At 69.4% G+C, this 14,883-nt stretch carries 8 protein-coding genes; 6 read left to right on the plus strand and 2 right to left on the minus strand.

Translation table 11 applies throughout. The annotated features are described in order from the left end of the window. Positions 1-76: 76 nt before the first annotated feature. Positions 77-946, minus strand: coding sequence for a phosphatase PAP2 family protein (locus ACFV5H_RS25635; RefSeq protein WP_385197440.1), 870 nt, complete (start codon positions 944-946; stop codon positions 77-79). Between the two features lie 131 nt (positions 947-1,077). Further along, positions 1,078-2,112: a LacI family DNA-binding transcriptional regulator gene (locus ACFV5H_RS25640; RefSeq protein ID WP_073935656.1), complete on the minus strand. Its 1,035-nt coding sequence runs from the start codon at positions 2,110-2,112 to the stop codon at positions 1,078-1,080. A gap of 421 nt (positions 2,113-2,533) precedes the next feature. Between ACFV5H_RS25640 and ACFV5H_RS25645 the strand changes: the two genes are divergently transcribed. From ACFV5H_RS25645 to pulA, 6 genes are all read left to right on the plus strand, one after another. Then, complete coding sequence (locus ACFV5H_RS25645) at positions 2,534-3,805, plus strand: extracellular solute-binding protein (RefSeq protein ID WP_385048384.1); 1,272 nt, start codon at positions 2,534-2,536, stop codon at positions 3,803-3,805. A 97-nt stretch (positions 3,806-3,902) separates the two neighbouring features. Continuing rightward, positions 3,903-4,907 carry a carbohydrate ABC transporter permease gene (locus ACFV5H_RS25650; protein ID WP_385048381.1) on the plus strand — a complete coding sequence of 335 codons (1,005 nt, stop codon included), beginning with the start codon at positions 3,903-3,905 and terminating at the stop codon, positions 4,905-4,907. Between the two features lie 13 nt (positions 4,908-4,920). Next, positions 4,921-5,832, plus strand: a complete 912-nt coding sequence (locus ACFV5H_RS25655) for a sugar ABC transporter permease (RefSeq protein WP_385048378.1) — start codon at positions 4,921-4,923, stop codon at positions 5,830-5,832. A gap of 148 nt (positions 5,833-5,980) precedes the next feature. Next, positions 5,981-7,675 carry a glycoside hydrolase family 13 protein gene (locus ACFV5H_RS25660; protein WP_385048375.1) on the plus strand — a complete coding sequence of 565 codons (1,695 nt, stop codon included), beginning with the start codon at positions 5,981-5,983 and terminating at the stop codon, positions 7,673-7,675. A gap of 166 nt (positions 7,676-7,841) precedes the next feature. Continuing rightward, the gene (locus ACFV5H_RS25665) at positions 7,842-9,215 is read left to right on the plus strand and encodes an alpha-amylase family protein (protein WP_385197442.1); all 1,374 of its coding nucleotides are present in this window, start codon (positions 7,842-7,844) and stop codon (positions 9,213-9,215) included. 208 nt (positions 9,216-9,423) lie between these two features. Next, positions 9,424-14,835 (plus strand): pullulanase-type alpha-1,6-glucosidase, encoded by a 5,412-nt coding sequence (gene pulA, locus ACFV5H_RS25670; RefSeq protein ID WP_385197443.1) that lies wholly within the window; start codon positions 9,424-9,426, stop codon positions 14,833-14,835. The last annotated feature ends 48 nt before the right edge of the window (positions 14,836-14,883 follow it).

The raw sequence follows: 14,883 nt of genomic DNA on the forward strand, positions 1-14,883 counted from the left end.
GGCCTCCTCCCCGTCTCCCCGACGAAGGCGGCAAACCGCCCGTCACCAGGTTGACCAACGTCCCTGGGCAGTACAGCTAGCCCTGCTTCGGCACCGGGATCCGTTCCGGCTCCCGTTTCCGTTGTTCGGGCACCAGCCTGGGCAGGGTGTACGGCCGGCGGCCGTACCAGAGCAGCGCGATGCCGTAGCCGAAGGACAGGCAGAGGACGCCGCCCACCGCGTCCAGCCAGAAGTGGTTGGCGGTGGCGACGATGACCACCAGCGTGGCCGCCGGGTACACCAGGCCCAGCACCCGCACCCACGGGACGGTGGCCAGTGCGAAGATCGTCAGCCCGCACCACACCGACCAGCCGATGTGCATCGACGGCATCGCGGCGTACTGGTTCGACATGTTCTTCAGGTCGCCGGAGGCCATCGACCCCCACGTCTGGTGGACCATGACGGTGTCGACGAATTCCTGGCCGTTCATCAGCCGGGGCGGGGCGAGCGGATACAGGTAGTAGCCGACGAGGGCGATGCCGGTGGTGGTGAAGAGGACCAGGCGGGCCGCCGCGTACCGGCCGGGATGACCACGGTAGAGCCACACCAGGACACCCAGCGTGACCACGAAGTGCAGGGTGGCGTAGTAGTAGTTCATGCCGACGATGAGCCAGGTCACCGAGTTCACGGCGTGGTTGACGGACTCCTCGACGGCGAGTCCCAGTTGCTGTTCGAGGCGCCAGATCCAGTCGGCGTTGCGCAGCGCCTCGGCCCGCTGTTCCGGCACGGCGTTGCGGACCAGCGAGTACGTCCAGTAACTCACCGCGATCAGCAGGATCTCGAACCACAGCCGGGGCCGGCGGGGGGCACGCAGGCGGCGCAGACGGCGTGGCCCCGTCTCCTCCGTGACGGGGTGCGCTGCGGCCTCTTCCCGGCCTTCCAGCGTTGTCACCGTCGTGTCACCCATGGGCCAGAGTCTGCCAGAAAAGAGCCTTCCCCCAGATCATCCCCTGGTCGGGCCGTACCCGCATGTTCTCCCCCGGGGGAAGGCCCGTTCCCTCCTCCCGCGGCAGTGCGCCGAAGGTCCTCTTCTCCGCCCTAGGGACGATTCCGGTCCCCGGGGGCCGAAGCGGTCGAACCGCGCACCACCAGTTCCGGCATGAACACGAACTCGCTGTGCGGCGCGGGCGTCCCGCCGATCTCCTCCAGCAGCGTGCGCACCGCGGCCTGGCCCATCGCCGGGACCGGCTTGCGGACCGTGGTCAGCGGCGGGTCGGTGAAGGCGATCAGCGGGGAGTCGTCGAAGCCGACCACCGAGATGTCCTTCGGCACGTCCAGACCGCGCTGCCGGGCCGCCCGTATCGCGCCCAGCGCCATCATGTCGCTCGCGCACACCACCGCCGTGCAGTCGCGGTCCATCAGCGCGGTGGCGGCGGCCTGGCCGCCCTCCAGCGTGTACAGCGAGTGCTGGACCAGCTCGGTCTCGACCGTCTCGGCGCTCAGGCCGAGCTGCTCCTGCACGGTGCGCACGAAGCCCTCGATCTTGCGCTGCACCGGCACGAACCGTTTCGGCCCGAGCGCCAGCCCGATCCGGGTGTGGCCGAGGGAGGCGAGGTGGGTGACGGCGAGCGCCATCGCGGCTCGGTCGTCGGGGGAGATGAACGGCGCCTGCACCTTCGGCGAGAAACCGTCCACGAGTACGAACGGCACGCCCTGCGCCCGCAGCCGCTCGTAGCGCTGGGTGTCGGCGGTGGTGTCCGCGTGCAGTCCGGAGACGTAGATGATGCCGGCCACCCCGCGGTCCACGAGCATCTCGGTGAGCTCGTCCTCCGTCGACCCGCCCGGGGTCTGGGTGGCGAGCACCGGCGTGTAGCCCTGCCGGGTCAGCGCCTGCCCGATGACCTGGGCCAGCGCCGGGAAGATCGGGTTCTCCAGCTCCGGGGTGATCAGACCGACCAGGCCCTCGCTGCGCTGCCGCAGCCGCACCGGCCGCTCGTAGCCGAGGACGTCGAGGGCGGCGAGCACGGACTGGCGGGTGGTGGCGGCGACGCCCGGTTTGCCGTTGAGGACGCGGCTGACGGTTGCCTCGCTCACCCCCGCCTGAGCAGCGATATCGGCAAGGCGTGTGGTCACAGGACTGGACTGTAGCTGCCGCTTCTCCCCTTGCACACCGATCGGACGCCTGGTGCGCGCCGTCGAACGGCCCGCTGCGGGCTGCTGGGTCATCGCGGTCCCTCAAGTCGTGGTCGGCGTCCGGTCCGCAAGGGATGATTCCCCCGGCGACAACGGATGGCAAGTACTTGCAGAGTCTTGCACAACAGTCCGAACCCCTGTCGTACGGGCGGAAACCCGGGTTGCCGAGCGGTCGAGAACAGGTCACGGCGGCATAACTCTCGGCGGTGCTTGCAAAACTTTTCTGCAAGGTCTTTCGAAAAGGTTCCAGCGCTGTTACGTTCACGTCGCCCGGCGGCGGCAACGGCGCGGTCGGCAAGTCAGCAGGACGGCAGACGGGGCCGCACCTGCAATCACGGGCTTAACCCTCAAGGAGAACCTCATGCGGCGTGGCATAGCGGCCACCGCGCTGGTGGCGTCCCTCGCCCTCGCGGCGACGGCCTGCGGCGGAGACAGCGACAGCGGCGACTCGGCCGGCGGCCCGGTCACCATCACCTGGTGGGACACCTCCAACGCGACCAACGAGGCGCCGACGTACCAGGCCCTGGTCAAGGAGTTCGAGGCCGCCAACAAGGACATCAAGGTCGAGTACGTCAACGTCCCCTTCGACCAGGCGCAGAACAAGTTCGACACCGCCGCCGGTTCCAAGGGCGCCCCCGACGTGCTGCGCGCCGAGGTCGGCTGGACCCCCGCCTTCGCCAAGAACAGTTTTCTCCTGCCGCTGGACGGCACCGAGGCCCTCGCCGAGCAGGACAAGTTCAAGCCCAACCTGATCGAGCAGGCCAAGTACGAGGGCAAGACCTACGGCGTCCCGCTGGTCACCGACACCCTCGCCTTCGTCTACAACAAGGAACTGTTCGAGAAGGCCGGCGTCGAGGCCCCCAAGACCTGGGACGACCTGAAGAAGGCCGCCGCCACCATCAAGGACAAGACCGGCGTCGACGGCTACTGGGGCTCCACCGCCGGCTACTACGCCCAGCCGTTCCTGTACGGCGAGGGCACCGACACCGTCGACGCCGACGCCAAGAAGATCACCGTCAAGTCCGCCGAGGCCGAGAAGGCGTACGGCACCTGGCTGGACCTCTTCGACGGCAAGGGCCTGCACAAGGCCGACGTCACCGCCGACGCCTACGCGCACATCCAGGACGCGTTCATCAACGGCAAGGTCGCCTCGATCGTCCAGGGCCCGTGGGAGATCACCAACTTCTACAAGGGCTCCGCGTTCAAGGACAAGAACAACCTCGGCATCGTCACCGTCCCGGCCGGCTCCACCGGCAAGGCGGGCGCCCCGACCGGCGGCCACAACCTCTCCGTCTACGCCGGCTCCAGCAAGGACAAGCAGGCCGCCGCGCTGAAGTTCGTGAACTTCATGACCTCGGCCAAGGCGCAGGAGACCATCGCGCTGAAGAACTCCACGCTGCCCACCCGCGACGACGCCTACACCGACAAGGTCAAGGCCGACCCGGGCATCGCCGGCTACCAGACGGTCCTCTCCGCCGCCCAGCCGCGCCCGGCCCTGCCCGAGTACAGCTCCCTGTGGGGTCCGCTGGACGACGAGCTGCCGCAGATCGCGAGCGGCAAGGAGTCCCTGGACAAGGGCCTCGGTGACGCGGAGACCGCGATCGCCAAGCTGGTGCCGGACTTCAGCAAGTAACGCCCGTGTGGCCGCCGGACCCGCTTCCAGGAGGGGAGGGTCCGGCGGCCGCCGGCCTGTGTGCCGTACCCCTTGACCATCCAGAAGGTGCCGAACCATGACAGTCGCCATCGACCGCGCGACCGGCAAGCGCCGCGGTGACCGCGCGCCCCGCCCCGGGCCGGTCAGCCGCCTGAAGCGCGGATACCAGAAGCACTGGTACGCCTACGCCATGATCGCGCCGGTGGCGCTCGTGCTCGGCGTCATCGTGCTGTACCCCCTGGCATACGGGCTCTACCTCACCCTCACCGACGCCGACAGCCTGAACTCGGCCCGCACCATCGGCGTCAACGAGATCGAGGCCACCTACAAGTTCATCGGCATCGACAACTACGCCGACATCCTGTGGGGCGAGACGGCCTACGACCGCTTCTGGTCCAAGTTCATCTGGACGATCGTATGGACGGCCGCCTGTGTCGCCCTGCACTACGGCATCGGTCTGGGCCTGGCCCTGCTGCTCAACCAGAAGCTGCGCGGCCGCACCCTCTACCGGCTGGTCCTGATCCTGCCGTGGGCCGTGCCGACCTTCGTCACCGTCTTCGGCTGGCGCTTCATGCTCGCCGACGCCGGCATCATCAACACCGCCCTGGACTCCCTCGGCCTGCCGACCCCGGCATGGCTGGAGGACACCTTCTGGCAGCGGTTCGCCGCCATCATGGTCAACACCTGGTGCGGTGTGCCGTTCATGATGATCTCCCTGCTCGGCGGCCTGCAGTCCATCGACGCCAGCCTGTACGAGGCGGCCGAGATGGACGGCGCGAACGCCTGGCAGCGGTTCCGCCACGTCACCCTGCCCGGCCTGCGCTCGGTCAGCTCCACCGTGGTCCTGCTCGGCGTCATCTGGACCTTCAACCAGTTCGCCGTCATCTTCCTGCTGTTCGGCAACACCGCCCCGGAAGCACAGATCCTCGTGACCTGGGCCTACCAGCTCGGCTTCGGACAGCAGCCGCGCGAGTTCGCCGAGTCCGCGGCCTACGGCATGCTCCTGCTGGCCATTCTCGTCGTCTTCACCTCCTTCTACCGCCGCTGGCTGAACCGCAATGAGCAGCAGCTCGCGATCTGAGGCAGGAGTCCCCATGAGCACATCCACCGTCACCACCACTGCTCCGGCGGACCGGCCTGCCGACGGGACGACCCCGCCCCGCCCGTCCCGCCGGCGCGGCGAGAGCGGCCTCCTGGCCCGCCTCACCACGCACGGCGTGCTGACCGTGGCCAGCCTGATCGCGCTGTTCCCGGTCGCCTGGCTGGTCTTCCTGTCCCTCGGCCCCGACAAGGACGACTATCTGCGTCCCGGCGGCATCTGGGGCAAGATGACGCTGGACAACTACACGTTCGTCCTGCAGAACACGAACTTCTTCGACTGGCTGAAGAGCTCGCTGATCGTCTCGCTCGGCACCACGTTCATCGGTGTCCTGGTCGCCGCCACCACCGGCTACGCGGTCTCCCGCATGCGGTTCCCGGGCTACCGGAAGTTCATGTGGGTGCTTCTGCTCACCCAGATGTTCCCCGTGGCCGTCCTGATGGTCCCGATGTACCAGATCCTCTCGGACCTGCAGCTCGTCGACAGTTACCTTGGACTCATCCTCGTCTACTGCTCGACGGCGGTGCCGTACTGCGCCTGGCTGATGAAGGGCTACTTCGACACCATCCCGTTCGAGATCGACGAGGCGGGACGCGTCGACGGGCTGACCCCCTTCGGCACGTTCGCGCGGCTGATCCTGCCGCTCGCCAAGCCCGGGCTGGCGGTCGCCGCGTTCTACAGCTTCATCACCGCGTTCGGCGAGGTCGCCTTCGCCACGACGTTCATGCTCGACGACGAGAAGTACACGCTCGCCGTCGGTCTGCAGAGCTTCGTCAGCGAGCACGACGCACAGCGCAACCTCATGGCCGCCACCGCGGTCCTGATCGCGATACCGGTCTCCGCGTTCTTCTACCTCGTGCAGAAGAACCTGGTCACCGGTCTCACCGCCGGCGGCACGAAGGGCTGACCCCCTTCGTACGACGACTCCCGCGCGCGCCCGCCGCGCGCGGGTAGGCGGCCGCGGTGTCCATCCGACCCCGCCGTCACCGCGGCCGCCTCGTCTCCAGCCGCGCACCCCCACTCGTCTCCCCGACCGCACTCGCATCAAGGACGACATGAGCCAGCAGCACTCCGCCGCCCCGGCCCCGACCCCCACCACCGACGCGGCCGTCGCCACCGTCACCCGGCGCCGCGACTGGTGGCGGGACGCGGTGATCTACCAGGTGTACCCGCGCAGCTTCGCCGACAGCAACGGCGACGGCATGGGCGACCTGGAAGGCATCCGCTCCCGCCTGCCGTACCTGCGCGACCTCGGCGTGGACGCCGTGTGGCTCAGCCCCTTCTACGCCTCCCCGCAGGCCGACGCCGGCTACGACGTCGCCGACTACCGCGCCGTCGACCCCATGTTCGGCACCCTGCTCGACGCGGACGCGCTGATCCGGGACGCCCACGGACTGGGCCTCAGGATCATCGTCGACCTGGTCCCGAACCACTCCTCCGACCAGCACGAATGGTTCAAGCGCGCCCTCGCCGAGGGCCCCGGCTCGCCCTCGCGCGACCGCTACCACTTCCGCCCCGGCAAGGGCGCGGACGGCGAGCTGCCGCCCAACGACTGGGAGTCGATCTTCGGCGGCCCCGCCTGGACCCGTGTCACCGAGCCCGACGGCACCCCCGGCGAGTGGTACCTGCACCTGTTCGCCCCCGAGCAGCCCGACTTCAACTGGGAGCACCCGGCCGTCGGCGACGAGTTCCGCTCCATCCTGCGGTTCTGGCTCGACATGGGTGTGGACGGCTTCCGCATCGACGTCGCCCACGGCATGGTGAAGGCCGAGGGCCTGCCCGACCTTGGAAACCACGAGCAGCTCAAGCTGCTGGGCAACGATGTCATGCCGTTCTTCGACCAGGACGGCGTCCATGACATCTACCGCCAGTGGCGGCTCATCCTCGACGAGTACAGCGGCGAGCGCATCTTCGTCGCCGAGGCCTGGACCCCGACCGTCGAGCGCACCGCCAACTACGTCCGCCCCGACGAGCTGCACCAGGCGTTCAACTTCCAGTACCTGGGCACCCACTGGGACGCCGAGGAGCTGCGCACGGTCATCGACCGCACCCTGGATGCCATGCGCCCGGTCGGTGCCCCCGCCACCTGGGTGCTCTCCAACCACGACGTCACCCGGCACGCCACCCGCTTCGCCAACCCGGCGGGCCTCGGCACCCAGATCCGCCTGGCCGGCGACCGCGAGCTGGGTCTGCGCCGCGCCCGCGCCGCCACCCTGCTGATGCTGGCGCTGCCCGGTTCGGCGTACGTCTACCAGGGCGAGGAGCTCGGCCTGCCGGACGTCGTCGACCTCCCCGACGAGGTGCGCCAGGACCCGGCGTACTTCCGGGGCGCGGGCCAGGACGGCTTCCGCGACGGCTGCCGCGTCCCGATCCCGTGGACGCGCGAGGGTTCCTCGTACGGCTTCGGCGACGGCGGAAGCTGGCTGCCGCAGCCGGCCGGCTGGGGTGAGCTGAGCGTCGAGGCGCAGGCCGGCGCGCCCGGCTCGACCCTGGAGCTGTACCGCTCCGCGCTCGCCGTCCGCCGGGACCAGGCCGACCTGGGTGCCGGCGACGCGGTGGAGTGGCTGCGCGCCCCCGAGGGCGTCCTCGCCTTCCGGCGCGGGGAGTTCGTGTGCGTCGCCAACACCACGGGGGAGTCGGTGACGACTCCGTCGTACGGCCGTGTCCTGCTCGCCAGCGGTGAGGTGGACGAGACGGCCGGCGAGGCGAAGGTGCCCGCCGACACGACCGTGTGGTGGACCACGGGCTGAGGTTCGGCTCGCAACTTTTTTCGTTCAAGTCGGTACGGCCCGCTGCCCTTTCGGGCGGCGGGCCTCTAACATCTGCGTTGCCGCAAGGTTGCTGAAGTTTTCTGCAAGAAGATTCAGGCGATCCGGGCGGTATCCCCACACCCTTCGATGAAGAAGGTAACCCCACATGGCACGCAGAACCCTCGCCGGGGTCGCCGCTCTCGCGGCCGCCTCGGTTGTCATGGCTCCGACCAGTGCGGAGGCGTCCCCGCCCGGCGGCAAGGACGTCACCGCCGTCCTCTTCGAGTGGAACTTCGCCTCGGTCGCCCGTGAGTGCACCACCACCCTCGGCCCCGCCGGGTACGGATACGTCCAGGTCTCCCCGCCCGCCGAGCACATACAGGGCTCGCAGTGGTGGACGTCGTACCAGCCGGTGAGCTACAGGATCGCGGGGCGGCTCGGTGACCGCGCCGCGTTCAAGAGCATGGTCGACACGTGTCACGCGGCCGGCGTGAAGGTCGTCGCCGACACGGTCATCAACCACATGTCCGCGGGCAGCGGCACCGGTACCGGCGGATCGTCGTACACGAAGTACGACTACCCGGGGCTGTACTCCTCGTACGACTTCGACAACTGCACCTCGCAGATCGGCAACTACGGCGACCGCGGGAACGTCCAGAACTGCGAACTGGTCGGCCTCGCCGACCTCGACACCGGCGAGGAGTACGTCCGCAAGACCATCGCCGGGTACATGAACGACCTGCTGTCGCTGGGCGTGGACGGCTTCCGCATCGACGCCGCCAAGCACATGCCGGCCGCCGACCTGGCCAACATCAAGTCCCGGCTGACCAACCCCTCCGCGTACTGGAAGCAGGAGGTCATCTACGGCGCCGGCGAGGCCGTCCAGCCCACCGAGTACACGGGCAACGGCGACGTCCAGGAGTTCCGGTACGCGTACGACCTCAAGCGGGTCTTCAACAACGAGAACCTCGCCTACCTGAAGAACTACGGCGAGGGCTGGGGCTACATGAACAGCTCCGTCTCCGGTGTCTTCGTCGACAACCACGACACCGAGCGCAACGGCTCCACGCTGAACTACAAGGACGGTGCCAACTACACCCTGGCCAACGTCTTCATGCTGGCCTGGCCCTACGGCGCCCCGGACATCAACTCCGGGTACGAGTTCTCCGACCACGACGCCGGACCGCCGAACGGAGGCCGGGTCGACGCCTGCTGGCAGAGCGGCTGGAAGTGCCAGCACGCCTGGCCGGAGATCAGGTCCATGGTCGCCTTCCGCAACACGACCCGCGGCCAGGCGGTGACCGACTGGTGGGACAACGGCGGTGACGCGATCGCCTTCGGCCGGGGCGGCAAGGGCTTCGTGGCCGTCAACCACGAGTCGAGCAGTCTGAGTCGCACCTACCAGACCTCCCTCCCCGCAGGGACGTACTGCAACGTCCAGAACAACACCACGGTCACCGTGAACGGTTCCGGACAGCTCACCGCCACCCTGGGCTCCGACACGGCCCTCGCGGTGTACGCCGGCAAGTCGTCCTGCTGAACGCGCGCGGGCCGCGCCGCCGTTCACGGGGCGGCGGCGCGGCCCGCGTTTGCATGCAAGTCCTTACCGTTACTTTCACAACCCTTGCTGTAAGGCTTTCAACGGCGATACGGTCACGCCGACGCTCCGGTGACGTGGCCGAAACAGGCCGTGCCGCGGCGTACGGGGTCGGACCCGAATCGAGCCGTAAGCGCAAGGAGTTCTCGCCTTGATACCCAGATGGCCCGCGCCCCCGGGGCGCCGCACCGCGCGCGGCAGACGCGTCGCCGCCGTCACCGTGGCCGCGCTCGCCGCCGCCCTGGCGCAGCCGGTCGCCGCCGGCGCCGCGACCCCGCCCGCGCCGCCCTCGGACGCGAAGCTCGCCGAGTCGCCCGCGCGGCACGACCTGACCCGCGAGCAGTTCTACTTCGTCCTGCCGGACCGTTTCGCCAACGGCGACGCGAAGAACGACCGCGGCGGACTGACCGGCTCCCGCCTCAGCACCGGGTACGACCCCACCGACAAGGGCTTCTACCAGGGCGGCGACCTCAAGGGCCTGACGAAGAGGCTCGACTACATCAAGGGGCTCGGCACCACCGCCATCTGGATGGCGCCCATCTTCAAGAACCAGCCCGTGCAGGGGACGGGGGAGAACGCCTCCGCCGGCTACCACGGTTACTGGATCACCGACTTCACCCAGGTCGACCCGCACTTCGGCACCAACGACGACCTCGAGAAGCTCATCGACAAGGCCCACGACAAGGGCATGAAGGTCTTCTTCGACGTCATCACCAACCACACCGCCGACGTCGTCGACTACGAGGAGAAGTCCTACGGCTACCTCTCCAAGGGCGCCTTCCCGTACCTGACGAAGGACGGCGAGCCCTTCGACGACGCCGACTACGCCGACGGCTCCCGGAAGTTCCCGCGCGTGGACGCCGGCTCCTTCCCGCGCACCCCGGTCGTGCCCGGGGCGAAGGAGGACCTCAAGGTCCCGTCCTGGCTCAACGACCCGGGCATGTACCACAACCGGGGCGACTCCACCTTCGCCGGCGAGTCCGCCGAGTACGGCGACTTCTCCGGCCTCGACGACCTGTGGACCGAGCGTCCCGAGGTCGTCGACGGCATGGAGAAGATCTACCAGCGGTGGGTCAGGGACTTCGACATCGACGGCTTCCGGATCGACACCGTGAAGCACGTCAACATGGAGTTCTGGACCCAGTGGGCCACCGCCCTGGACGCCTACGCGGCCAAGAGGGGCCGGGACGACTTCTTCATGTTCGGCGAGGTGTACTCCGCCGACACGGACATCACCGCCCCGTACGTCACCCAGGGCCGCCTGGACGCCACGCTCGACTTCCCGTTCCAGGAGGCGGCACGGCAGTACGCCTCGCAGGGCGGCAGCGCGAAGAAGCTCGCCTCGGTCTTCGGCGACGACTACAAGTACGCCACCGACAAGGCCAACGCCTACGAGCAGGTCACCTTCCTCGGCAACCACGACATGGGCCGCTTCGGGACGTTCCTGACGCAGGACAACCCGGAGGCGTCCGACGCGGAACTGCTGAGGAAGGACATGCTCGCCAACGAGCTGATGTTCCTCAGCCGCGGCAACCCGGTCGTCTACTACGGCGACGAGCAGGGCTTCACCGGCGCCGGCGGCGACAAGGACGCCCGCCAGACCCTGTTCGCCTCGCGTACGGCCGACTACCTCGACGACAACCTGATCGGCACCGACCGCACCCACGCCGAGGACAGCTACGACACGCGAGCACCGCTCTACCGGCAGATCAGTGCTCTCGCGAAGCTGCGCAAGGCCCACCCGGCCCTCACCGACGGCATCCAGCAGGAGCGGTACGCGGCCGACGGCGCGGGCGTCTACGCCTTCTCCCGCACGGGCACCGGCAAGGACACCACCGAGTACGTCGTCGCCTTCAACAACTCCGGCGAGGCCGAGAAGGCCACCTTCGCGACCGGCTCCGCCCGGATGACGTTCAAGGGCCTCTACGGCACCGACGCCACCGTCACCAGCGACGCCGACAAGAAGGTCACCGTCACCGTCCCGGCCGGCTCGGCGATCGTCCTCAAGGCGTCCGGCCCGCTCGCCGGGCCGGCCGCGAAGCCCACGGTCACCCTCGAGGCCCCCGGGGCGGGCGCCACCGGCACCGTCGAGGTCACCGCCGACGTCGAGGGCGGCCGGCTCAACCGGGTCGTCTTCGCCGCCCAGACCGGCAACGGGAAGTGGCGGACCCTCGGCTCCGCCGACCACGCCCCCTACAAGGTCACCCACACCATCGGCGAGGACGTCCCCGCCGGTACCGCCGTGCGCTACAAGGCGGTCGTGATCGACTCGGCCGGCCGCACCGCGAGCGCCCTGGCCGCCTCCACCACGGGCACCCCGCCCGTCGAGGAGCCGCCCACCGCCGCCTCCCGCGACTACGCGATCGTCCACTACAAGCGCACGGACGGCGACTACGACGACTGGGGCCTGTACGCCTGGGGCGACCTCGCCGACGGCGAGGCCACCGAGTGGCCGGACAGCCACCCCTTCACCGGCCGTGACGCCTACGGCGCCTTCGCCTACGTCAAGCTCAAGCCGGGCGCGTCCGACGTCGGCTTCCTCGTCATCGACAAGGACGGCGACAAGGACGTCGCCACCGACCGCACCATCGACGTCACCCAGCACGGCGAGATCTGGATCGAGCAGGGCAAGGAGGCCGTCACCACCGAACGGCCCGAATACCCGGCCCAGGACACCACCAAGGCCGTGCTGCACTACCAGCGCGCCGACGGGAACTACGACGGCTGGGGCCTGCACACCTGGACCGGTGCCGCGAACCCCACCGACTGGTCGAAGCCCCTTCAGCCGGTGAAGACCGATGCCTATGGCGCTGTCTTCGAGGTGCCGCTCGCCGAGGGTGCCACCAGCCTCAGCTACATCCTCCACAAGGGCGACGAGAAGGACCTGCCCACCGACCGGTCGCTGGACCTCAAGGCCGACGGCCACGAGGTGTGGCTGTTGAACGGCCAGGAGAAGTACCTGCTGCCGCAGCCGGCCGGCTCGGCGGCGGCACTCGACCTGACCACCTCCAAGGCGGTCTGGATCGACCGGGACACCGTCGTCTGGGACGGCTCGGAGGCCGCCGCCTCCACCCAGCTCCTCGCCTCCCGCACCGGTTCCGTCAAGGTGCAGGACGGTGCGCTGGCCGGTGACGACGCACGCTGGCTCCGGCTGGTGAAGACGGACCTCACCGACGCCCAGAAGGCGAAGTTCCCGCACCTGAAGGACGGCACCGCCTGGTCCGTCGACCCGCGTGACCGGGACCGGGTGCGCGAGGCCCTGCGCGGCCAGGTCGTGGCCTCCCAGCACGCCGCCAACGGTGCCGTGCTCGCGGCGACCGGCGTGCAGATCGCGGGCGTACTCGACGACCTCTACGCGGCCGGCGCCACCAAGGCGGAGCTCGGCCCGGTGTTCCGCCACGGCCGGCCCACCCTCTCCGTGTGGGCGCCGACCGCGCAGGACGTCTCCCTGGAGATCGGCGACCGCACCGTCCGGATGCGGCGCGACGACGGCACCGGCGTCTGGTCCGTCACCGGTCCCCGCTCCTGGAAGGGCGAGGAGTACCGGTACAAGGTGAAGGTGTGGGCGCCCGGCACCCGCGAGATCGTCACCAACGAGGTCACCGACCCCTACTCGGTCGCCCTGACGACCGACTCCGAGCGCAGCCTCGTCGTCGACCTGGCCGACCGGTCCCTGAAGCCGCGTGAGTGGTCGACGTACGACAAGCCGAAGGCCGTGCCGCTCAAGGACGCCCAGATCCAGGAGCTGCACATCCGCGACTTCTCCGTGGCGGACCGCACGGCGGAGAACCCCGGCACCTACCTCGCCTTCACCGACAAGGACAGCGACGGCTCCCAGCACCTGCGTGAGCTGGCCGAGGCCGGCACCTCGTACGTGCACCTGCTGCCCGCGTTCGACATCGCCACCATCCCCGAGAAGAAGTCCGAGCAGGCCACCGTCGACTGCGACCTCGCCTCCTACCCGGCCGACTCCGGCCGGCAGCAGGAGTGCGTGGCGAAGGCCGCCGCCAAGGACGCCTACAACTGGGGCTACGACCCCTACCACTACACGGTCCCCGAGGGCTCCTACGCCACCGACCCGGACGGCACCGAGCGCACGGTCGAGTTCCGCGAGATGGTCAAGGCGCTCAACGAGGACGGCCTGCGGGTCGTGATGGACGTGGTCTACAACCACACCGCCGCGAGCGGCCAGGCCAAGACCTCCGTCCTGGACCGGATCGTCCCCGGCTACTACCAGCGGCTGCTCGCCGACGGCTCGGTCGCCAACAGCACCTGCTGCGCCAACACGGCCACCGAGAACGCCATGATGGGCAAACTGGTCGTCGACTCGGTCGTCACCTGGGCGAAGGAGTACAAGGTCGACGGGTTCCGCTTCGACCTCATGGGCCACCACCCGAAGGCCAACATCCTCGCGGTCAGGAAGGCGCTGGACGAGCTGACCCCCGCCAAGGACGGCGTCGACGGCAAGAAGATCATCCTGTACGGCGAGGGCTGGAACTTCGGCGAGATCGCCGACGACGCCCGCTTCGTCCAGGCCACGCAGAAGAACATGGCCGGCACCGGCATCGCCACCTTCTCCGACCGGGCCCGTGACGCCGTGCGCGGCGGCGGCCCCTTCGACGAGGACCCCGGCGTGCAGGGCTTCGCCTCCGGTCTCTACACCGACCCCAACTCCTCCGGGAACAACGGCACCGAGGCCGAGCAGAAGGCCCGCCTGCTGCACTACCAGGACCTGATCAAGGTGGGCCTGAGCGGCAACCTCGCCGACTACACCTTCACCGACACCAGCGGCAAGGAGGTCAAGGGCTCCCAGGTCGACTACAACGGCGCCCCCGCCGGATACGCCGCCGCGCCCGGCGACGCCCTCGCCTACGCGGACGCGCACGACAACGAGTCCCTGTTCGACGCGCTCGCCTTCAAGCTGCCGAAGGACACGTCCGCCGACGACCGGGCCCGGATGCAGGTCCTCGCCATGGCGACGGCCACCCTCTCGCAGGGCCCGGCCCTCTCCCAGGCGGGCACCGACCTGCTGCGCTCCAAGTCCCTGGACCGCAACTCCTACGACAGCGGCGACTGGTTCAACGCCGTCCACTGGAACTGCGCGGACGGCAACGGCTTCGGCCGCGGTCTGCCGCCGGCCGCCGACAACGAGGCCAAGTGGTCCTACGCGAGGCCCCTGCTGGGCGCGGTGAAGGTCGGCTGCCCGCAGATCGAGGGCGCCTCGGCCGCGTACCGGGACCTGCTGTCCATCCGTACGACGGAGAAGGCCTTCTCCCTCGACACGGCCGCGCAGGTGCAGTCCCGGCTCTCCTTCCCGCTGTCGGGGAAGGACGAGACACCCGGCGTGATCACGATGACCCTCGGTGACCTGGTCGTCGTCTTCAACGCCACGCCGGAGCGGCAGGAGCAGCGCGTCGCCGCGCTCGCCGGGACGGGCCACCGCCTGCACCCGGTGCAGGCGGCGGGCGGGGACGCGGTCGTGAAGACCTCGTCGTACGCGAAGGAGTCCGGCACGTTCACCGTCCCGGCGCGCACGGTCGCGGTGTTCACCACCGCCGGCTGACCCCGTGAGGAGCTGCGGCTAGTGTGAGCCCTCCCGACCCGGATCAGG

Origin of the sequence: Streptomyces sp. NPDC059787 (assembly GCF_042732315.1) — a bacterium.
GTDB classification, from domain to species: Bacteria; Actinomycetota; Actinomycetes; order Streptomycetales; family Streptomycetaceae; genus Streptomyces; species Streptomyces atrovirens.